The following is a 19,273-nucleotide window of genomic DNA, read 5'->3' on the forward strand; positions in this document are numbered from 1 at the left end:
AGGCAATAATTTGGCAAACTATATTGTTGGAGACATCCAAGGCTGTTTTGATGAATTGATGCTGCTATTAGCGCAGTGCCAGTTCGATAAAAACCAGGATACACTCTGGGTCGCTGGTGATTTGGTCGCGCGCGGACCAAAGTCATTAGAAACACTGAGATTTATCAAATCACTCGGCAACAGTGCCAAAGTGGTTCTGGGTAACCACGATCTCCATCTCATGGCCGTATCTCTGGGGATTCGCAATAACAAAGCCAAAGACAAAACAGCGCCAATTTTTGCAAGTGAAGATGGTAATGAACTCCTCCACTGGCTGCGCCAGCAACCGCTTCTTGCAGAACATCCCGAATTTGTCGTTTGCCACGCAGGCATCTCGCCTCAATGGGATCTTGCGACAGCACGTTTGTGTGCCGAGGAAGTAGAAAGCCTGCTGCGCAGCGAAAATTACCGCTGGCTGATTGAGAACATGTACTGTAACCAACCCGATCTCTGGCAGGACAATCTCTCCGGTTTGGATCGCTACCGTTACATCATCAATGCCTTTACACGCATGCGCTTTTGCTTTGCCGATGGGCGTTTGGATATGGATTGCAAACTGCCACCATCAGAAGTGAAAGAAAGCGAACTGATGCCTTGGTTTACACTGCCACAGCGTAGAGCACTTGATAAACCCGTTTTATTTGGTCATTGGGCGGCTTTAGAAGGCTATATCAGCGAAGAAGTGATTGGACTAGATACAGGCTGCGTTTGGAATGGCAGCCTGACTATGATCCGCTGGGAAGACAAACAAGTATTTAGTCAGAAGGCACTAGAAAACTAGAAAACTAGAAAACTAGAAAACTAGAAAACTAGAAAACTAGAAAACTAGCAATTAACTCTTTCTAAAATAACAAAATCCATCGCGTAGCGATTTTTCTCATCAGCAGAATAGTGTTCGCGATGGCTCTCGCACCATTGCTCCCCCCAATCAGGAAACTGAGTATCGCCATCAATAGTGGCATCGATAAACGTCAGATAGAGTTTGTCTGCTTTTGGTAAACACTCAGCGTAAATTGAACCGCCACCGATGATCATCACTTCATCTGCATCCCCCGCTAACGCTAAAGCATGCGCAATCGAGTTGGCCATAGTGACCCCCTCAATAACCAAGCTTTCGTCACGACTAATCACTATATTCAATCGCCCTGGCAACGGACGTCCGATCGAATCATACGTTTTACGCCCCATCACGATCGGTTTCCCCATCGTGCAGCGTTTGAACCAAGCAAAATCTGCGGGAAGATGCCAAGGCATCTGGTTATCTTTACCAATGATTCTTTGCTTTGCCATCGCGGCAATCATACTGATGATCATCTCTCTTCCTTACACTATTGGTCTGCGGCGGTAGAATAACAGCCCAGGAACGGCAAGGCCAACCGCCAGTCCCGCAATGATGAACATCGCTTTTAAAAAGTTTTCCATACAAACCGCCACCAACTCTGGGGTATAGCCAAGATGATTGATCTCCACCATTGCGATCATGGCTTTAAAAGTGAATACGCCGGGAACCATTGGAATCAATGCCGCGACAGTAAACACCTTCGGGTGCGCTAACAAACGCCGTGACCAGTACACACCAATCATCCCGACTAACGTAGCCGCAAAAAACGTCGCCCATTCAATCGGAATGCCAAATTTCATCATTAAATATCGACTGCCATGACCAATGGCTCCGCCGAGCGCACAATAAATTAACGCTCTCGGTGGCACATTGAACACCAATTCAAACCCAACCGCAGGAATCGCGGCAAAAAACATATCGTTGAGTAAACCGACTAGCAATTCCATTAGCTCGACCATCCCCAAATACCCGTTACACTCATCGCCGCGACAATCCCTAAGCTGGTCGCCAACGTCAGTAAACTCGCCATAACGAAGCGAGCAATCCCCATATTGATATGGCCTTTAAGCATATCAGCAACCGAGTTAATCAATGGAAAACCAGGAACCAGCATTAACACAGAAGACGCCATCACCACCGTCGGCAAGTTGCCAATTTCAAGAATGACCGCTTGTGCAGAGATAAGGGTGGTCACGAACGCCGTTGCAGCAAAGTTCAAAAGTGGGTTGAAATGACGATGTCCGATTTCTTGACGAACGATCATGCCGCAAGCCGAAGCCAAAAATGTCATAGCAAACACGGCCCAATCTCCCCCCGCTAAACGAGCAAAAGAGGCGCAAGAGATGCCGATCATAAACACCACCAACCAGCGGTTGTAACGCTCTGGACTGATATTATTCAGTTTTCTCTGAGCCATCATCGGATCAAGCACCCCTTTTTCCATCATGATGCAAATCCGCTGAATCTCGGTGACCGCTTTCATATTGATACCACGATCGACGCAGCTGCGCGTGGTGGTAATGCAGTGACCATCCATCACAGTGGTGACAACCAATGCGTTGGCAGAGAGCGCCACTTCGACTTCACTGACGCCAGATGCAATACCAATGCGGCGCATAATATCGCCCACCAAGGTACTTTCCGCTCCATGCGCTAATAACATCTGCCCCCGCTTGTGCGACCAGCCGAGAGATGGCTCGCTGTGTTGATGCCATAACAACTTCCTAATTCCTTTTAATCGGACCTGTTAATTGAAACAAAAGGCAAAAGCGCCTCGAAAAACAAATATTCTGCCCGAAAAAAATCGGACTAAACATGATTTAGATGCAAAAAAGCCGCAAATAATATTGCGGCTTTTAATTGTAATATCTCGATTACTCACGAACGTAGATAACGTGACCGTCATCTTCTTCATCGTCCCAGTCATCCCAGTCGTCGTCATCATCTTCAGTGATAACTTCGCCTTGATTTGCATCTGGGTGGTAATCCCACATGAAGTTCACTTTCTCTTCTTCAGAGACTTCTTGCTCTTCACGTGGCAACTGTTCCATAAAGTCAGCGAGTTTGTAACAAAGCTCTTTAGTACCCTGGCGATTCACCGCTGAGATCTTGAAGTATTGCTCTTCCCAGCCTAGCGCATCAATCACTTCTTGAATGATCTCATCCGCTTGCTCTTCACTAACAAGATCCACCTTGTTAAATACTAACCAACGAGGTTTATTGGCCAATTTCTCGCTGTATTGCTCTAACTCATCAATGATGGTCAGCGCATTTTGTACAGGATCCGATTGATCAATTGGGAAAATATCGATCATATGCAGCAGTACACGACAACGTTCTAAGTGTTTAAGGAAACGAATCCCCAAACCAGCGCCATCAGCTGCACCTTCAATCAACCCTGGAATATCAGCAACAACAAAGCTTTTCTCAGGAACAACACTCACAACACCGAGACTTGGGATCAAGGTAGTAAACGGGTAATCCGCGACTTTCGGTTTCGCTGCAAAGACAGCGCGGATAAAGGTTGATTTACCAGCATTCGGCAAACCTAACATACCCACATCAGCCAATAGCAATAGCTCCAAACGCAGTTCGCGAATCTCACCTTTTGTACCCATGGTTTTCTGACGTGGCGCGCGGTTCACTGACGATTTAAAACGCGTGTTACCTAAACCATGCCAGCCGCCTTTGGCGACCATGACTTTCTTTCCGTGCTCAGCGACTTCCGCCACAATTTCATTGGTATGAATATCGACTGCACGTGTACCAACTGGCACGCGTAAAGTAATGTCTTTACCACGTTTACCGGTACAGTTACCACCACTACCGTTTTGGCCACGCTCCGCTTCATAGAAGCGTTGAAAACGGTAGTCAATCAGCGTATTTAAGTTTTCGTCAGCTTGGATGTATACATCACCACCGTCACCACCGTCGCCACCATCTGGGCCACCTTTGGTCACGAATTTTTCACGCCAGAAACTTACAACACCGTTTCCGCCGTCGCCAGCTTGAACTTTAATTACCGCTTCATCAACGAATTTCATTTCTTACTCCGGCTACTTTCGCCCGTAAATCAATATCACTACATTTTAGCAGATGACAGATCGAAGACACCATGAGAGGGTGTTTTGAATATGTCGACTGCAATAAAAAACCCCACCATTACGGCAGGGTTTTTCGATTCTGCTAGAAACCTAAATTACTCAGCTTCGATGCTTACGAATTTACGGTTTTTAGGACCTTTCACTTCGAACTTAACTTTACCGTCAGTTAGAGCGAATAGAGTGTGGTCTTTACCTAGGCCAACGTTGTTACCAGCGTGGAACTGAGTACCGCGTTGACGAACGATGATGTTACCTGCAAGAACAGATTCACCACCAAAACGTTTTACACCCAGACGTTTGCTTTCTGAGTCGCGGCCGTTACGAGTAGAACCACCAGCTTTTTTGTGTGCCATTGTTAAACTCTCCTAATAGATTACGCGTTGATACCAGTGATTTTCACTTCCGTGAACCACTGACGGTGACCTTGTTGCTTACGAGAGTGCTTACGACGACGGAACTTAACGATTTTAACTTTATCGCCACGACCGTGTTGTACAACTTCAGCAACTACTTTACCGCCCTCTACTAGAGGAGCACCAACTTTGATGTCTTCGCCGTTAGCAACAAGAAGAACTTTATCAAATTCAACAGTTGCACCAGTTTCAACGTCTAATTTCTCTAAACGAAGAGTTTGACCTTCGCTTACACGGTGTTGTTTACCACCAGATTGGAAAACAGCGTACATATTTTACTCCGCTCTTTCCGCACAGCCTATGCCTATATTTTGTGCAATAAGGGTGTGCGCTAAACTAATCATCAATAGGGCGCAGATTCTACAGAAAGGATCTCCCTATGACAAGCCATATTTTGAAAAAATTGGCGAAAAGCTAATCGCCAAATAAAAGTGCGGCAATCATGCCCTTTAGTAATGTATTAATCAATGTTTTTTAGTGTATTATTCGACAATTATACAAATCGATTAAGCCTTGCAGGGTCTAACTTCAGCCGGATATACGATGGATTTTAAAACTATCCAAGCGCTTACTGCCGATGACATGGCAAAAGTGAATGAAACAATTCAAGCCCAACTCAATTCTGATGTCTCTTTAATCAATCAACTTGGTTTTTATATCATCAGTGGTGGTGGCAAACGTCTTCGCCCTCTTTTGGCCGTGCTTTCAGCGCGAGCGTTAGGCTATCAGGGTAATGCTCACACAACCGCAGCCGCTTTCATCGAGTTTATTCATACCGCAACCTTGCTGCACGATGATGTGGTGGATGAGTCTGATATGCGTCGTGGCAAAGCCACCGCTAACGCTGCCTTTGGCAACGCTGCCAGCGTTTTGGTTGGCGACTTCATCTACACACGCTCCTTTCAGATGATGACAGAGCTAGGATCCATGAAGATCCTGAAGCTCATGAGCGATGCCGTTAACATCATTGCAGAAGGGGAAGTATTGCAGTTAATGAACTGTAACGATCCTGATACCACTGAAGAAAGCTACATGCAGGTGATCTACTCTAAGACCGCACGCCTGTTTGAAGCCGCAACACAGATTGGTGCCATACTCAATGATGCTCCGGCGGAAGTCGAAACCGCACTGCAAAATTATGGCAAGTATCTCGGTACCGCGTTTCAGTTGATCGATGATGTGATGGATTACACCTCAGATGGCGAAGAAATGGGCAAAAACGTTGGGGATGATCTCGCTGAAGGCAAACCTACTCTGCCCTTGTTACATGCCATGCGTCATACCAATGCAGAGAATGCGCAGATGATCCGCGAAGCGATCGAGAATGCCAATGGGATGGAACGTCTAGATGACATTCTGGCTGTAATGCAACAAGCAGGTTCGTTGACCTATACTGAAGCAAAAGCAATGGAAGAAGCCGATAAGGCCATTGCGGAATTACAGGTATTACCTGAGTCTGAATACAAGCAAGCATTGATTGCACTTGCACATATGGCGGTCAAGCGCAGCAAATAGTAAGAGCAAAGAAAGGGAGCAATGGCTCCCTTTCTTCTTTGTTGATTCGAATACTATCAACCACAAACAAAAAAGCCGATCCAACGATCGGCTTTGTTTTTCTAACACTCACATTCGCTGACTTACTTTACGAAGTCCACGCCAATTTGAATGTCACTGTTAAGCGTTTCTAGCATGCCATCTAGCGCTGCTTTTTCGAAATCACTTAGCTCACCGTAAGGTAGGATCTCTTCAACACCCTCTTTGCCAAGTTTCACTGGCTGTGCAAAGAAGCTAGCATGCTCGCCGTTACCTTCAACGTAAGCGTATTCGATCACTTCTTCACCCTGCAGTGCTTTCACGAGCGCAAGACCAAAGCGACACGCAGCCTGACCCATTGAAAGTGTTGCACTACCGCCACCCGCTTTCGCTTCAACCACTTCAGTACCTGCATTTTGGATACGTTTGGTTAGGGCTGCAATTTCTTCGTCGCTAAACTCGACACCTTCCACTTGAGAAAGAAGAGGCAGAATCGTCACACCAGAGTGACCACCAATCACTGGTACACGGACTTCACCTGGATCTTGACCTTTCAGCTCAGCAACAAACGTTTCTGAACGGATCACATCCAACGTCGTCACACCAAAAAGTTTACGCTTGTCATAAACGCCCGCTTTTTTCAGAACTTCTGCTGCAATTGGCACAGTGGTGTTCACCGGGTTGGTGATGATACCAATACAAGCATTTGGACAAACCACGGCAATGCGCTCAGCAAGTGATTTGACGATACCAGCATTGACATTAAATAGATCCGCACGATCCATACCTGGCTTACGCGCAACACCAGCAGAAATAAGAACCACATCAGCACCTTCTAGTGCTGGCGTTGGATCTTCACCGGCATAACCTTTGATCGAAACGTGGGTTGGGATGTGGCTTAGGTCTGCAGCAACACCCGGAGTAACCGGAGCAATATCATATAGGGCTAAATCAGAACCCGCTGGAAGGCGGTTTTTCAGTAAAAGAGCTAGGGCTTGACCGATGCCACCAGCGGCACCAATAACAGCTACTTTCATTGTAGTTCTCCTTGAGAGCGATCTCTTATAGACGTTTTAGTAGGGTATTTTGTAAACAACTGTGTAGAACGCTATAGCAATTACAACTTGATTACAATCAATTAACGCTCGCTTTGCGACCTTGCGCAACTCGATTATCGCGTGCCACATTCACCTCGGCCATTATCCACATAAATTGTAGGTATGACAAAGGCTTAAGCATGAAAGAAATTGACTACATTTCTTGCTTTGTTCGCCATTCACTGCGCTAATCGGACAGTAATCTGTTTAAAATTTACAGTGATACAACTAACAGATTGCAATCAGCTTTTGGCACTGAGTGAATATCTATGCGAAAATATGCAAAACGTTAAGAAATGGAATGTGGATTTTATGCGCCCATCAGAAAAACAAGACAACCTAGTACGCGCTTTTAAAGCTTTATTGAAAGAAGAACGCTTTGGTTCTCAAGGTGAAATTGTTGAAGCCCTGAAACAAGAAGGCTTTGAAAACATTAACCAATCTAAAGTTTCTCGCATGCTGACCAAGTTTGGTGCCGTTCGTACCCGCAATGCGAAAATGGAAATGGTTTACTGCCTACCCACCGAACTGGGTGTTCCGACCGTCAGCAGTTCTTTGCGTGAATTGGTTTTAGATGTTGATCATAACCAAGCATTAGTGGTCATCCATACTGGCCCTGGTGCGGCACAGCTTATTGCCCGTATGCTCGATTCTCTTGGTAAATCGGAAGGCATCCTTGGCGTGGTGGCGGGTGATGACACCATCTTCATTACCCCTACCCTAACAATCACGACAGAACAACTGTTTAAATCGGTCTGCGAATTGTTTGAATACGCGGGCTAACTAACGGCAAACAATGCTCACTTTAGCGATGCTTTGGTGAGCATTTTGTTTGAAATGCATTCAAATACGCGTTAATTGTTCGTGATCTAATTCACGCATTCAACCAAATCTCTACCAAGATAAGCATCAATTTAACTCATTGATCTAAAAGAACCTAACACTAAAAAAACGTCACTCCTATTCTCTTTCCTTAGATTTTTTCGCTATAAGTTTTAACAATTGTATAATTATCTGCCAATTATTTGTTATTATTCCGCCACTTTTCCAAACGATTGGATTGGAAAAGATGCCGTTTCCAAACAGGAAACCCCTGAAGATAATTTGTTATGCTTCTGGGTTAATAATGGATAAAGGAAGGAACATTCATGGCATTAAATACGCTGATTAAAGTGGGTGCAATTGCTGCTGCCGTTATGGGCGCAGGTGCGGTTCACGCTCAAGAATTTATTACGATTGGTACAGGTTCAGTGACGGGTGTTTACTACCCTACGGGTGGCGCCATCTGTAAACTGGTCAACAAAGATCGTAAAGATCACAATATCCGTTGTTCTGTAGAATCAACGGGCGGTTCGATCTACAACGTCAATACCATCCGCTCTGGCGAGTTGGACTTTGGTATTGTTCAGTCTGACTGGCAATACCATGGCTACAAAGGCACTAGTAAATTTGAAGAGCAAGGCCCTTACACTAAGCTGCGTGCCATGTTCTCTCTTCATACCGAACCTTTTAACATCATTGCACGCTCTGACGCAGGCATCGACAAGCTTGAAGATCTGAAAGGCAAGCGCGTCAACATCGGTAACCCTGGCTCGGGCGATCACGCAACGATGAGCGTGGTGATGGATGCTATGGGTTGGAACAACGACAGCTTCAAGCTAGCATCAGAGCTAAAAGGTTCTGAGCGTTCGCAAGCCCTATGTGACAACAAGATCGACGCGTTCATTTACATGGTTGGTCACCCAAATGGCTCAATCAAAGAAGCGACTACGTCTTGTGACGCCAAACTGGTGTCCGCAACAGGTCCACAGATCGACAAAATTGTTGCTGACAACCCATACTATGCTTACAGCACCGTGCCTGCTGGTATGTACCGTGGCACTGATAAAGACGTGAAGAGCTTTGGTGTAGCGGCAACGCTTGTCACCACTGCCGATGTGTCTGACGACGTGGCTTACAACGTGGCGAAAGCGGTATTCGAGAACTTCGATACCTTCAAACGTCTACACCCTGCGTTTGCTACCCTTAAGAAAGAGGATATGGTGAGCGCTGGTATTTCTATCCCACTACACCCAGGTGCAGTGAAATACTACAAAGAAGTGGGTCTGCTGAAATAAGCACCCCCACGGTTCAGGCAGGAAGGCCATCTTCCTGCCTGCGATTCAATCCTGATCCCGACTTCAATCATTCTGTTGTCTGATTTGCCGTTACAATCTCATTAATTCAGACAGCATTGAGTTCACTGCCCTCTCCGACTTCAGAATTGGAAGGGTGACAGCATCAACTAGACCATCAATAACAAGGAAACGTACATGACGACGAATACCACTCCGTCACAAGATGTGCAAGAAATGGTGGCTCAAGCCGATACTGGCGCACGTAACCCGGCAGGGTTACAGGGACGAATCCTTTGGTTTGTTCCTCTTTGCTGGTCATTGTTTCAATTATGGTACGCTTCACCGCTGCCGTTTATTTTCGATTTCGCCGTTCTTAATGACACGCAGGCACGAGCTGTACATTTAACCTTTGCTATCTTTCTTGCTTTCACTGCTTACCCTGCACTGAAAAGCTCACCTAGAGAGCACATCCCTGCCCTCGATTGGGTATTGGCTTTACTCGGCAGTTTCTCTGCTTCCTACATCTACATCTTCTACACCGAGCTTGCTGGCCGTTCAGGCGCTCCAACGACGATGGATGTTGTGGTAGCAGTCACTGGCATGGTGCTGTTGCTTGAAGCCACTCGTAGAGCGTTGGGCCCTCCTTTAATGCTCGTGGCCGCTCTTTTTCTCTTTTATACCTTTGCCGGTCCCTACATGCCGGATGTCATTGCCCATAAAGGGGCAAGCATCAACAAAGCGATGTCCCATTTATGGTTGACCACGGAAGGCGTGTTCGGCGTTGCTCTTGGCGTATCCACCTCGTTTGTGTTCTTGTTTGTACTCTTTGGTGCCATGCTGGAACGCGCAGGTGCGGGGGCATACTTTATTAAAGTGGCCTTCTCATTGCTCGGCCATATGCGTGGTGGGCCGGCCAAAGCGGCCGTGGTAGCCTCCGGTTTATCAGGGCTTGTTTCTGGTTCTTCCATCGCCAACGTGGTCACCACGGGTACCTTTACGATTCCCTTAATGAAGCGGGTTGGATTCCCAGGAACAAAGGCTGGCGCCGTCGAGGTGGCAGCATCAACCAATGGGCAATTAACGCCGCCGATCATGGGGGCTGCAGCTTTCTTGATGGTGGAATACGTTGGTATTTCTTACGTTGAAGTCATTAAAGCGGCCATTCTGCCGGCCTTAATTTCTTATATTGCGCTGATTTATATTGTTCACTTAGAAGCGTGTAAAGCAGGTATGACAGGCTTACCTCGCCGCCATAACCCAACGTTAGTGCAAAGCTTGCTCTCCTTTACAGGTACGATTTTAGGATTGTGTGTCGTCAGTGCGGTGGTTTACTACGGCATCGGTTGGACCAAGGATGTCTTTGGCGATGCCGCGACACCAATGGTGACCATTGCCTTACTGGTTGCCTATGTGGGCTTAGTCAAAATTTCCGCCAATCATGCGCAAGATGGCGCCTTGGAAATCGATGCAGAACTGACCGAAGTGCCCGACCCAGGACCGACGATCAAATCGGGTTTGCACTTCCTGCTTCCGATTGTTGTACTTGTTTGGTGTCTCACCGTTGAACGCTTTTCTCCTGGCCTTTCAGCGTTTTGGGCGACGGTGTTCATGATCTTTATTCTTCTCACTCAACGTCCTTTGATGGCGTTGATGAACAAGAGTGGCGACATTGCACAGCAAACCAAGGCTGGTTGGACCGATCTGTTAGAGAGCTTAGTATCGGGCGCTCGCAATATGATTGGCATCGGTGTCGCAACCGCCGCTGCGGGTACCGTTGTCGGCGTGGTGACCCTAACCGGGATCGGTTTGGTCATGACCGATTTTGTTGAGTTCATTTCCGGCGGCAGCGTGATCATGATGCTGATCTTCACCGCAGTGATCAGCTTGATCCTTGGTATGGGACTCCCTACAACCGCGAACTACATTGTGGTGTCGACCTTGATGGCGCCAGTGATCGTCACGCTAGGCGCTCAGCACGGCTTGATCATTCCACTTATCGCCGTCCACCTGTTTGTGTTCTATTTTGGTATTTTGGCCGATGATACCCCTCCAGTTGGCTTAGCTGCGTTTGCTGCGGCTGCGATTGCGAAATCCGACCCAATCCGCACTGGTATCCAAGGGTTTGCCTACGACATTCGTACCGCTATCTTGCCATTCATGTTTGTCTTCAATACTCAGCTCTTGTTGATGGGCATTGATACCTGGTGGCACTTGCTGTTAACGATACTCTCCTCGATTATCGCCATGCTGATCTTCTCCGCGGCCACACAAGGCTGGTGGTTCACCAAAAACAAATGGTGGGAAACGCTGTTACTGCTCATACTTACGTTCTCGTTCTTCCGTCCAGGCTTCTGGTGGGACATGATTTACCCAGCCAAAGTTCTTTCACCAGGTATTGAGATAGAGCAAATCACTCAGAAGCTAGATGTAGGACAATCACTGGAGCTTCGTGTAGCTGGTACCAATCTAGAAGGTGATTTCACTGAAAAGACGGTCCGTTTACCTTTTGATGATAATGCGACAACCGCACTTGAACGTCTTCAGTCGATGGGGCTTTCCCTCGTTGAAGATCAAGGCAAGATGCTGGTTGATATGGTTGAATTTGACAGCCCTGCTGAAGCATCCGGTATCGATTTCGATTGGGAAATCAAATGGGTGGTAGAAGAAGCAGATCGACCAATGAAAGAATGGGTGTTTGTCCCTTGTTTGCTGATCCTTATTTTCATGGCAGCAAATCAGAAACGCCGAATTCGATCTCAACTCATTCAAGCGTAAACATCAATAGCCCCGTGAAATCGGGGCTATATTTATCTCAAAACAGTATGCTGAAATAACAACAATAGAGATCATACCATGTACAAACAGATTCTTGTTCCCGTCGATCTGAACGATAAAGGTTTTTCAGATAGAGCCGTTGAGCTCGCGGTGTGGCACGCGCGCCAAGCCAATGCTCAATTACATTTGCTCAACGTATTGCCCGGCATTCACATGTCGATGGTGGCGAGCTACTTCCCTAAAGATGCGGCACAGAAAATGAAGCAAGATGTGGTGCAACAACTTAAGAACTTTGCGGATCAACACATTGCCGATGAAATTGTCTACAAAGTCCATGTTGCCGAAGGCAAACCTTACGCTACTATCTTAGAGTACGCAGAAAAGCTGGGGGCGGATTTGATTATCATGCCAAGCCACAAACGTTCAAAAATCGATAAAGTGGTGCTCGGTTCTGTTGCCAGTAAAGTGGTTGAGAACTCACCCATTAACGTATTGGTGGTCAAACCGCAAGCTTAGTCCCGAATTTTACTCAGTTAAGCCGGAACAAAAAAAGGATGTCATATGACATCCTTTTTATTTTAATCATCGATTTTTAAGTGAATCATTGCTGATTACGTAACTTCACTTCTTCATCCAAACTTTCTAATTTGGCTTTCATCTTTGCGCGACAGATTTCTGCAAGCTCGCGAATATGCTCTTTGCCATAACCTTCGGTGCTAATGGGATCCAACATTTCGACAATCACGTGGCCATTATTCCAACGATTCAATTTCAGTTGATCTGTTGAACTACATACGATCGGGATAATCGGTACGCCAGCGCCAATCGCAGCGTGAAAAGCGCCCGTTTTGAAAGGCATGAGACCACGACCGCGTGAGCGTGTGCCTTCAGGAAACATCCATACCGAAACTTCACTTGCTTTCATGCTTGCCACTACCTGATCAATCGTCCCTTTGGCTTTGGTCTTATTCGCACGGTCAATCAAGATGTTACCCGTCAGCCAGTAAAGCTGTCCAAACAGCGGTAACCACGCTAGGCTCTTTTTGCCTACCGTGACAACTTTGGGTGTCACTGCCGCAGAAACGGTAAAGAGGTCCCAGTTATTTTGGTGGTTGGCAATGTAGATATGTTGGCCACGTTGGTAGGCATCTTCAGGAAGACGCAGTTCCAGCTTAATGCCAAATACACGCGACATTTTGGCAAACAGACGGCCAAAGGTGAACACATGCTTAGGGTTTCTAGGGCTAAGTAAACAGTAGCCACAACCAAAGACGAACATCACAACAGCAAACAACGCCGTTGCTAACAAACGCACTAGAGCAATCATTTATAACTCCGGTATTCATTCAGATAGGCATTGCACTCCCAAGATATTGAAAGCCACGCTCTACTTCTCTGACAAAAACAGCTTCTAAAATATAAAAAAGCCGAAACCTGTGTTTCGGCTATATTGGTATCAACGTAGTTTAGTTTGACTCACGAAAACGCTCAATCTTTGCACCCAGTGCATTAAGCTTGTTCTCGATTTTGTCGTAGCCACGGTCAATGTGGTAAATGCGATCAACGATGGTTTCACCCTTAGCGATACAACCTGCAATCACTAAGCTGGCTGACGCTCGTAGATCGGTCGCCATAACTTGTGCTGCGCTCAAACGCTCCACGTCACCACAGATGACAGTGTTACCTTCAATCTCCGCTTTTGCACCCATACGTTTTAGCTCTGGAACATGCATGAAACGGTTTTCAAAGATGGTTTCAGTGATCACACCACCGCCTTTCGCCATCATATTCAGCAAGGTAAACTGTGCTTGCATATCGGTCGGGAAACCCGGGTGAGGCGCCGTGCGGATATTGACCGCTTTGAGCTCTCGACCTGTCATATCGACAGAAATCCAATCTTCACCAGTTTCAACCAAGGCGCCCGCTTCTTCCAACTTCGCCAACACGGCTTCAAGTAAATGCGCTTGCGTATTGTGGCAAACGACTTTACCGCCAGACACCGCTGCAGCAACAAGGAAAGTCCCCGTTTCGATGCGGTCTGCCACCACGGCATGCTTACCACCACCTAGACGTTCAACGCCCTCAATGGTGATGGTGTCAGTGCCTGCACCGCTGATTTTAGCCCCAAGCGTGTTGAGGAATTTCGCAGTATCGACAATTTCTGGCTCACGCGCTGCGTTATCTAAAACCGTCGTGCCTTCGGCAAGTGTGGCTGCACACATGATGGTGATCGTGGCACCTACGCTCACTTTGTCCATGACAATGTGTGCGCCTTGTAAACGGCCGTCGACATGCGCTTTAACGTAACCATCTTCTAATGTGATGGTGGCACCTAGTTGCTCAAGGCCAGTGATGTGTAAATCCACGGGACGAGCACCGATCGCACAACCCCCCGGCAGAGACACTTGTCCTTGACCGAAACGAGCAACAAGCGGCCCTAATGCCCAGATCGATGCACGCATGGTTTTCACCAAATCATAAGGCGCGCAATATTCATCGATAGAGCTAGGGTCAACATGAACGGAACCATTGCGTTCCACTTTGGCACCAAGGCGCTTTAGCAGCTCCATGGTGGTATCAATATCTCGAAGATGCGGCACATTGGCCACTTCAACTGGCTCTTCAGCCAGAATCGACGCAAATAAAATCGGCAGTGCAGCGTTTTTGGCACCTGAAATAGTCACCTCACCCACCAATGGCTGAGTCGACCCAATTACACGGAACTTTTCCATTATAAAACCTTAAAGAGACATCAGTTTCTTGTCACGTGCCCATTCGGCAGGCGTGTATGCTTTGATCGACAAGGCATGAATATCATTGCGTTGGATGTAGTCCATGAGTGGTTTGTAGATCAGCTGTTGCTTCTTAACGCGGCTCATTCCTTCGAAACAAGCATCAACAGCGACCACTTCATAGTGGCTACCTTCACCTTTTACATGCAACTCTTCAAGGTTGAGTGCTTCTTCTAGTAACTGTTGTACTTTTGCGCTATCCACAATTTACCCCTGATAACTTTGAATATGTTTGGCAACCACGGCTTCAACGTTGCTTAACTGAAACAGTGTGCGCAGTTGCGCTGGCACAAAACTCAGCATTATATGACAGTTTTGCTTTTTTGCATGCTCTAATAAGTGAATTAGCATCACCATTCCGGCAGAATCCACCCGTTGTACGGTTTTTAGTGAGAATTCCACCTGACTATTTCTTGGCTTCCAAGTCTGAGCAAAACGCCACAGTGATGGCACCTGTTCACGATCCAAATTACCACTTAAGCTGACTTTCTCGTCTGTCGATTGCTGCCATTGCGGGTGTGACATCAGTTTTTTGCCTCAAAACGAATCGGTTGTTTCGCTAATGCTTCCAGTTCGTTGGCGACGGCAAGAATACCATCTTGGCGAATTTTACCATTCCACTCCGACTGCTTGCTGGAGAGTAAGCTGATCCCTTCGGCAACCATATCAAAAGCCAGCCAATCGCCGTTATTCTCACGACGCAATTTGAACTCTAGCTTAATGTTTGGACGGGGGGTATCAATGATATCAACTTTCACACTGGTGATGCGCTGGCCGTCTTCTACCTTAGGTTCCGGGCCAAAGAGAATTTTCTGATCCGTGTATTGCGTCAATACCTGCGCATAAGAGCTCACTAAGTACGCGCGAAACGCGTCAATAAACGCGGTGACGTCTTCACGCTTTGACCCTTTTAGATTTGTACCCAATAACTTAAGTGCCGCGTACTTTTCATTCACGTATGGCATCAGCTCTTCTTCTACCACCACTTTGAGGTAGTCCGGATCTTGCTGAATTTTAGGTTGCTCTGCCTTTAAACGCGCAAAAGCCTGCTCTGAAACCTGCTTCATCATTTGATACGGCTCGGCTTTGTCCACTGCCGTGCTCGCCAATACATTAAGCGACATCAACAGCGAGAGACAGGTCAAAAAGAATCGTTTCATCGAATTAGTCCTTCTTAGTTTCATCTTTGTTGCCGACGCTATACAGCACTTGGCCAATCAAATCTTCCAATACCAATGCCGATTTGGTGTCTTCAATAAAGTCACCATCTTTAAGCATCTGCTCGTCTTCAAAAACGAATCCTGGCACTAAGCCAATATACTGCTCACCAATCAAGCCGGATGTTAGTATCTGCACACTCGAGGTTTCCGGAAACTGGTTGTAGAGACTGTTGATCGACAGCGATACGACAGGCACCAAAGTTTCAGGATTCAACGAAATGTCGGATACGCGTCCAATCACCACCCCTCCCACCTTCACAGGCGAGCGCACTTTGAGACTACCGATGTTGTCAAACTGTGCTTTGAGCGTGTAAGTATTGCCCGAGCCTAGCCCCTTTACGTCAGCGACTTGAAAAATCATGACCAGAATTGCGCAAATTCCCGCCAAGACAAAGCTGCCAACCCATAATTCTGTTTTACGTGTTTGTTGCATGTTTAATTCCCAAACATCAACGCAGTGAGGACAAAATCCAGCCCCAACACCGCTAAAGAAGAGTGAACCACCGTGCGAGTCGTCGCACGACTGATGCCTTCCGAAGTAGGAATAGCATCGTAACCATTAAAGAGCGCAATCCAAGTCACGGTAATGGCAAAGACCACGCATTTGATCATGCTGTTACCAATATCTTGCCCTAACTCCACCGAAGCTTGCATGGCTGACCAAAAACTGCCGTGGTCGATGCCTTTCCAGTCAACACCCACCAATTGGCCGCCCCAAATACCCACGGCCATGAAGATCATCGCCAACAGCGGCATCGAGATAATGCCTGCCCACAATCTTGGCGCTATGATTCTTTTTAGGGGGTCAACCGCCATCATTTCCATACTAGAAAGTTGCTCTGTCGCTTTCATCAGGCCAATTTCAGCCGTGAGCGCAGAGCCCGCTCGCCCAGCAAACAACAAAGCCGTCACAACTGGCCCTAGCTCACGCAATAACGACAGCGCGACCATTTGCCCTAGGCTGCCTTCTGCGCCGTAATCCACCAAAATCACGTAGCCTTGTAGACTCAACACCATACCAATGAAGAGTCCAGAGACCACGATGATGGCTAAAGACTGCACCCCCACGTTATAGATTTGCTTTACCAATAGTGGCAGCGTTTTTCGCGGTTGTGGTCTCCCCGCAAGTGCACCGGCAAGCATTAAGCTCGCCTTACCAAATGATTGACATAAGCTAAGGAAGCGACGCCCGAGCGCTGAAATCATGTCGACTAAGTTAGGCATCGTGAAATAAATCCTTTTCTATTGGTTGCGCGGGAAAACGAAACGGCACAGGACCATCCGCTTCACCCAATAAAAATTGTTGAACACGAGGATCGCTGTTGTTACGCAATTCCTCTGGTGTGCCTTTCGCGATCACTTTGCCATCCGCCAGCAGATACACCCAATCGGCAATGCTCATCACCTCCGGAACATCATGAGAAACGACAACGGCCGTGACCCCTAAGGCACTGTTCAAATTACGAATCAACTCAACCAGCACCCCCATGGTGATCGGATCCTGGCCAACAAAGGGTTCGTCATACATGATCAGTTCTGGGTCGAGCGCAATGGCTCTTGCTAGGGCAGCTCGACGAGCCATGCCGCCGGATAACTCACTTGGCATCAGTTCAGCAGCCCCTCTCAGGCCAACCGCTTCAAGCTTCAATAACACTAAAGTGCGAATGAGTGAGTCACTCAGTTGAGTGTGTTCACGTAAAGGAAAGGCGACGTTATCGAAGACATTGAGATCAGTAAACAGCGCGCCGGATTGAAACAGCATGCTCATTTTTTTTCTGGCGTGATAAAGCTTAGAGCGAGACAAACTAGGAATATTGACACCATCAAACCAAATCTCACCACTTTCCGGCAAGATTTGCCCACCAATCAGGCGAAGCAATGTGGTCTTTCCAATTCCAGATGGCCCCATGATGGCCGTCACTTTTCCTTTGGGAATACGCAAATCGATGTTGTCGAAAATCTTACGTTGGCCACGGGAAAACGTCAGTCCATGAATCGTTACTAAATCGTTGTGTGACATACTCTCTCTTTATTTACTCAGGTATTCCCCTGCGTTTTTTCATCGCGATTGTGTCGATTGGCGACAAATTCGGCAAGCCATGATAAGCAGATTATTTCAGAATTAAAAGCAGTGTTCGATTAATTCCTTTGAACCATCACTCAATTCAATAGACTTTCTTTCTGCACTCTTTATCAATCCTACCGAAAAATAACACCTTATCGGCTCATCTCTCATTTTCCTTACATATTAGCCTTTACCGCTTACGAGGATGTAATTTGTTACCACTTTGGCTTCCATTTTTGTCGGCAAAAGGTCAAAATTAGCGGTTAATCATTCAACTTATCATTACTTTCTGGAACTTATCATGCTCGAAGCCGTCGCGCTGCTTATCGTTGGTCTCATTTTGTTAGTCTGGAGTGCCGACAAACTTGTTTTTGGTTCAGCCGCCCTCGCTCGCAATATCGGTATTTCTCCATTGGTCATCGGTATGACCATCCTCGCAATGGGCTCCTCCGCACCAGAAATGATGGTTTCAGCCACCGCTGCACTTGACGGTAAAACCGATACCGCAGTGGGTAATGTTTTAGGTTCGAATATCGCCAACATCGCCCTGATTCTTGGTATTACCGCGTTAGTTCGCCCACTGTCGATCAACTCTGCCGTAGTACGTCGTGAGTTGCCGCTCATGATTGGTGTGACTATCTTGGCTGGCATCCTGCTTTGGGATAGTCACCTTGGTTTCTATGAAGGCGTGCTGCTGTTTGTTTTATTTACCTTATTCCTAGTCGCGATGCTGCAAATCAGCCGTCGTGAACAAAAAACCGGAGATGCCTTCTTAGAAGAGCAAGAGTCGGAAATTCCTCAAGGCGTCAGCAATCCAAAAGCCGCAATGTGGATCGTCATTGGTCTGATCCTTTTACCACTCGCGGCCGATATGCTAGTGGATAATGCGGTCATCATTGCCAAATACTTTGGCATGAGTGATTTGGTGATTGGTTTAACCATTATTGCCGTGGGTACCAGCTTGCCGGAGCTGGCCGCGTCTTTGGCGGGCGCTCTGAAAGGTGAAGATGACATGGCGGTCGGTAACATCATCGGATCCAACGTTTTCAATATTCTTGCCGTGATGGGGATCCCCGGTATTCTCAACCCATCATTTATTAGTGAATACGCAATGGGACGTGATTTTTGGGTAATGCTGGCGATTTCCTTACTTTTGGTTGTCATGGCATTGGGCAAATCTCGCAGAATTAGTCGTACCGAAGGTGGTATTCTACTGACCTGCTTTATCGGTTATCAGGCCTATCTGTTAATGAACATGGCAGCGTAAGCTGTTTCGC

21 protein-coding genes and 1 pseudogene are annotated in these 19,273 nt (G+C 47.0%); 7 read left to right on the forward strand and 15 right to left on the reverse strand.

Annotated features, from left to right (window positions below; translation table 11 throughout):
• Nucleotides 1-10: 10 nt before the first annotated feature.
• Complete coding sequence (gene apaH, locus VV1_RS03225) at nt 11-820, forward strand: bis(5'-nucleosyl)-tetraphosphatase (symmetrical) ApaH (protein ID WP_011078744.1); 810 nt, start codon at nt 11-13, stop codon at nt 818-820.
• A 44-nt stretch (nt 821-864) separates the two neighbouring features.
• Here apaH and folA read toward each other — a convergent pair whose 3' ends face one another.
• From folA to rplU, 6 genes and pseudogenes are all read right to left on the reverse strand, one after another.
• Nucleotides 865-1,353 (reverse strand): type 3 dihydrofolate reductase, encoded by a 489-nt coding sequence (gene folA / locus VV1_RS03230; protein WP_011078745.1) that lies wholly within the window; start codon nt 1,351-1,353, stop codon nt 865-867.
• A gap of 9 nt (nt 1,354-1,362) precedes the next feature.
• A complete protein-coding gene (locus VV1_RS03235) occupies nt 1,363-1,839 on the reverse strand; it encodes a threonine/serine exporter family protein (protein WP_011078746.1) in 477 nt (158 codons plus the stop codon).
• Nucleotides 1,827-2,595 (reverse strand): annotated as a pseudogene (locus VV1_RS03240) (threonine/serine exporter family protein). Before VV1_RS03240 ends, VV1_RS03235 begins: the two are co-directional and overlap by 13 nt.
• A 159-nt stretch (nt 2,596-2,754) precedes the next feature.
• On the reverse strand, nt 2,755-3,924 hold the full coding sequence (gene cgtA, locus VV1_RS03245; RefSeq protein ID WP_011078748.1) for an Obg family GTPase CgtA: 1,170 nt from the start codon (nt 3,922-3,924) through the stop codon (nt 2,755-2,757).
• A 155-nt stretch (nt 3,925-4,079) separates the two neighbouring features.
• Nucleotides 4,080-4,337, reverse strand: coding sequence for a 50S ribosomal protein L27 (gene rpmA / locus VV1_RS03250; protein ID WP_011078749.1), 258 nt, complete (start codon nt 4,335-4,337; stop codon nt 4,080-4,082).
• Nucleotides 4,338-4,357: 20 nt separating this feature from the next.
• Nucleotides 4,358-4,669 (reverse strand): 50S ribosomal protein L21, encoded by a 312-nt coding sequence (gene rplU / locus VV1_RS03255; protein WP_000271393.1) that lies wholly within the window; start codon nt 4,667-4,669, stop codon nt 4,358-4,360.
• A gap of 271 nt (nt 4,670-4,940) precedes the next feature.
• Here rplU and ispB point away from each other — a divergent pair, with 271 nt between their 5' ends.
• A complete protein-coding gene (gene ispB / locus VV1_RS03260; protein WP_013572474.1) occupies nt 4,941-5,912 on the forward strand; it encodes an octaprenyl diphosphate synthase in 972 nt (323 codons plus the stop codon).
• Between the two features lie 122 nt (nt 5,913-6,034).
• On the opposite strand, the gene mdh is transcribed toward ispB, so the two are convergent.
• Complete coding sequence (gene mdh / locus VV1_RS03265; protein ID WP_011078751.1) at nt 6,035-6,967, reverse strand: malate dehydrogenase; 933 nt, start codon at nt 6,965-6,967, stop codon at nt 6,035-6,037.
• A gap of 372 nt (nt 6,968-7,339) precedes the next feature.
• Between mdh and argR the strand changes: the two genes are divergently transcribed.
• From argR to VV1_RS03285, 4 genes are all read left to right on the forward strand, one after another.
• The gene (gene argR, locus VV1_RS03270) at nt 7,340-7,810 is read left to right on the forward strand and encodes a transcriptional regulator ArgR (RefSeq protein ID WP_011078752.1); all 471 of its coding nucleotides are present in this window, start codon (nt 7,340-7,342) and stop codon (nt 7,808-7,810) included.
• A gap of 365 nt (nt 7,811-8,175) precedes the next feature.
• Nucleotides 8,176-9,144, forward strand: coding sequence for a TAXI family TRAP transporter solute-binding subunit (locus VV1_RS03275; protein ID WP_011078753.1), 969 nt, complete (start codon nt 8,176-8,178; stop codon nt 9,142-9,144).
• A 195-nt stretch (nt 9,145-9,339) separates the two neighbouring features.
• Nucleotides 9,340-11,919: a TRAP transporter permease gene (locus tag VV1_RS03280; RefSeq protein WP_011078754.1), complete on the forward strand. Its 2,580-nt coding sequence runs from the start codon at nt 9,340-9,342 to the stop codon at nt 11,917-11,919.
• Nucleotides 11,920-11,997: 78 nt separating this feature from the next.
• Nucleotides 11,998-12,435, forward strand: a complete 438-nt coding sequence (locus VV1_RS03285; protein WP_011078755.1) for a universal stress protein — start codon at nt 11,998-12,000, stop codon at nt 12,433-12,435.
• Nucleotides 12,436-12,520: 85 nt separating this feature from the next.
• On the opposite strand, the gene VV1_RS03290 is transcribed toward VV1_RS03285, so the two are convergent.
• From VV1_RS03290 to mlaF, 8 genes are all read right to left on the reverse strand, one after another.
• Nucleotides 12,521-13,246, reverse strand: coding sequence for a 1-acylglycerol-3-phosphate O-acyltransferase (locus VV1_RS03290; protein WP_011078756.1), 726 nt, complete (start codon nt 13,244-13,246; stop codon nt 12,521-12,523).
• Between the two features lie 139 nt (nt 13,247-13,385).
• Entirely contained in the window at nt 13,386-14,651 is a 1,266-nt protein-coding gene (gene murA, locus VV1_RS03295; RefSeq protein WP_011078757.1) for a UDP-N-acetylglucosamine 1-carboxyvinyltransferase, read from the reverse strand.
• Nucleotides 14,652-14,660: 9 nt separating this feature from the next.
• Nucleotides 14,661-14,915 carry a BolA family iron metabolism protein IbaG gene (gene ibaG / locus VV1_RS03300; RefSeq protein WP_011078758.1) on the reverse strand — a complete coding sequence of 85 codons (255 nt, stop codon included), beginning with the start codon at nt 14,913-14,915 and terminating at the stop codon, nt 14,661-14,663.
• A 3-nt stretch (nt 14,916-14,918) separates the two neighbouring features.
• Nucleotides 14,919-15,236 carry an STAS domain-containing protein gene (locus tag VV1_RS03305; RefSeq protein WP_011078759.1) on the reverse strand — a complete coding sequence of 106 codons (318 nt, stop codon included), beginning with the start codon at nt 15,234-15,236 and terminating at the stop codon, nt 14,919-14,921.
• Nucleotides 15,236-15,835, reverse strand: a complete 600-nt coding sequence (locus VV1_RS03310; RefSeq protein WP_395337252.1) for an ABC transporter substrate-binding protein — start codon at nt 15,833-15,835, stop codon at nt 15,236-15,238. Before VV1_RS03310 ends, VV1_RS03305 begins: the two co-directional genes overlap by 1 nt.
• 40 nt (nt 15,836-15,875) lie before the next feature.
• A complete protein-coding gene (gene mlaD, locus VV1_RS03315; protein WP_011078761.1) occupies nt 15,876-16,364 on the reverse strand; it encodes an outer membrane lipid asymmetry maintenance protein MlaD in 489 nt (162 codons plus the stop codon).
• A 2-nt stretch (nt 16,365-16,366) separates the two neighbouring features.
• The gene (mlaE, locus tag VV1_RS03320) at nt 16,367-17,155 is read right to left on the reverse strand and encodes a lipid asymmetry maintenance ABC transporter permease subunit MlaE (protein ID WP_011078762.1); all 789 of its coding nucleotides are present in this window, start codon (nt 17,153-17,155) and stop codon (nt 16,367-16,369) included.
• The gene (gene mlaF / locus VV1_RS03325; protein WP_011078763.1) at nt 17,148-17,951 is read right to left on the reverse strand and encodes a phospholipid ABC transporter ATP-binding protein MlaF; all 804 of its coding nucleotides are present in this window, start codon (nt 17,949-17,951) and stop codon (nt 17,148-17,150) included. Before mlaF ends, mlaE begins: the two co-directional genes overlap by 8 nt.
• A gap of 346 nt (nt 17,952-18,297) precedes the next feature.
• On the opposite strand from mlaF, the gene VV1_RS03330 reads away from it, so the two are divergent.
• Nucleotides 18,298-19,263 carry a calcium/sodium antiporter gene (locus tag VV1_RS03330; protein ID WP_011078764.1) on the forward strand — a complete coding sequence of 322 codons (966 nt, stop codon included), beginning with the start codon at nt 18,298-18,300 and terminating at the stop codon, nt 19,261-19,263.
• The last annotated feature ends 10 nt before the right edge of the window (nt 19,264-19,273 follow it).

It is taken from the genome of Vibrio vulnificus CMCP6 (genome assembly GCF_000039765.1).
In the GTDB taxonomy this organism is placed as follows: Bacteria; Pseudomonadota; Gammaproteobacteria; order Enterobacterales; family Vibrionaceae; genus Vibrio; species Vibrio vulnificus_B.

Bases quoted from the DNA above. Each gene is read 5' to 3' on its own strand.
- ispB (WP_013572474.1), top strand. From the start codon at position 4,941: ATGGATTTTAAAACTATCCAAGCGCTTACTGCCGATGACATGGCAAAA.
- VV1_RS03285 (WP_011078755.1), top strand. From the start codon at position 11,998: ATGTACAAACAGATTCTTGTTCCCGTCGATCTGAACGATAAAGGTTTT.
- VV1_RS03330 (WP_011078764.1), top strand. From the start codon at position 18,298: ATGCTCGAAGCCGTCGCGCTGCTTATCGTTGGTCTCATTTTGTTAGTC.
- VV1_RS03235 (WP_011078746.1), bottom strand. From the start codon at position 1,839: ATGGTCGAGCTAATGGAATTGCTAGTCGGTTTACTCAACGATATGTTT.
- mlaF (WP_011078763.1), bottom strand. From the start codon at position 17,951: ATGTCACACAACGATTTAGTAACGATTCATGGACTGACGTTTTCCCGT.
- VV1_RS03310 (WP_395337252.1), bottom strand. From the start codon at position 15,835: ATGTCGCTTAATGTATTGGCGAGCACGGCAGTGGACAAAGCCGAGCCG.
- VV1_RS03275 (WP_011078753.1), top strand. From the start codon at position 8,176: ATGGCATTAAATACGCTGATTAAAGTGGGTGCAATTGCTGCTGCCGTT.
- mdh (WP_011078751.1), bottom strand. From the start codon at position 6,967: ATGAAAGTAGCTGTTATTGGTGCCGCTGGTGGCATCGGTCAAGCCCTA.
- VV1_RS03305 (WP_011078759.1), bottom strand. From the start codon at position 15,236: ATGTCACACCCGCAATGGCAGCAATCGACAGACGAGAAAGTCAGCTTA.
- VV1_RS03290 (WP_011078756.1), bottom strand. From the start codon at position 13,246: ATGATTGCTCTAGTGCGTTTGTTAGCAACGGCGTTGTTTGCTGTTGTG.
- cgtA (WP_011078748.1), bottom strand. From the start codon at position 3,924: ATGAAATTCGTTGATGAAGCGGTAATTAAAGTTCAAGCTGGCGACGGC.
- folA (WP_011078745.1), bottom strand. From the start codon at position 1,353: ATGATCATCAGTATGATTGCCGCGATGGCAAAGCAAAGAATCATTGGT.
- rplU (WP_000271393.1), bottom strand. From the start codon at position 4,669: ATGTACGCTGTTTTCCAATCTGGTGGTAAACAACACCGTGTAAGCGAA.
- argR (WP_011078752.1), top strand. From the start codon at position 7,340: ATGCGCCCATCAGAAAAACAAGACAACCTAGTACGCGCTTTTAAAGCT.
- rpmA (WP_011078749.1), bottom strand. From the start codon at position 4,337: ATGGCACACAAAAAAGCTGGTGGTTCTACTCGTAACGGCCGCGACTCA.
- mlaE (WP_011078762.1), bottom strand. From the start codon at position 17,155: ATGCCTAACTTAGTCGACATGATTTCAGCGCTCGGGCGTCGCTTCCTT.
- VV1_RS03280 (WP_011078754.1), top strand. From the start codon at position 9,340: ATGACGACGAATACCACTCCGTCACAAGATGTGCAAGAAATGGTGGCT.
- murA (WP_011078757.1), bottom strand. From the start codon at position 14,651: ATGGAAAAGTTCCGTGTAATTGGGTCGACTCAGCCATTGGTGGGTGAG.
- mlaD (WP_011078761.1), bottom strand. From the start codon at position 16,364: ATGCAACAAACACGTAAAACAGAATTATGGGTTGGCAGCTTTGTCTTG.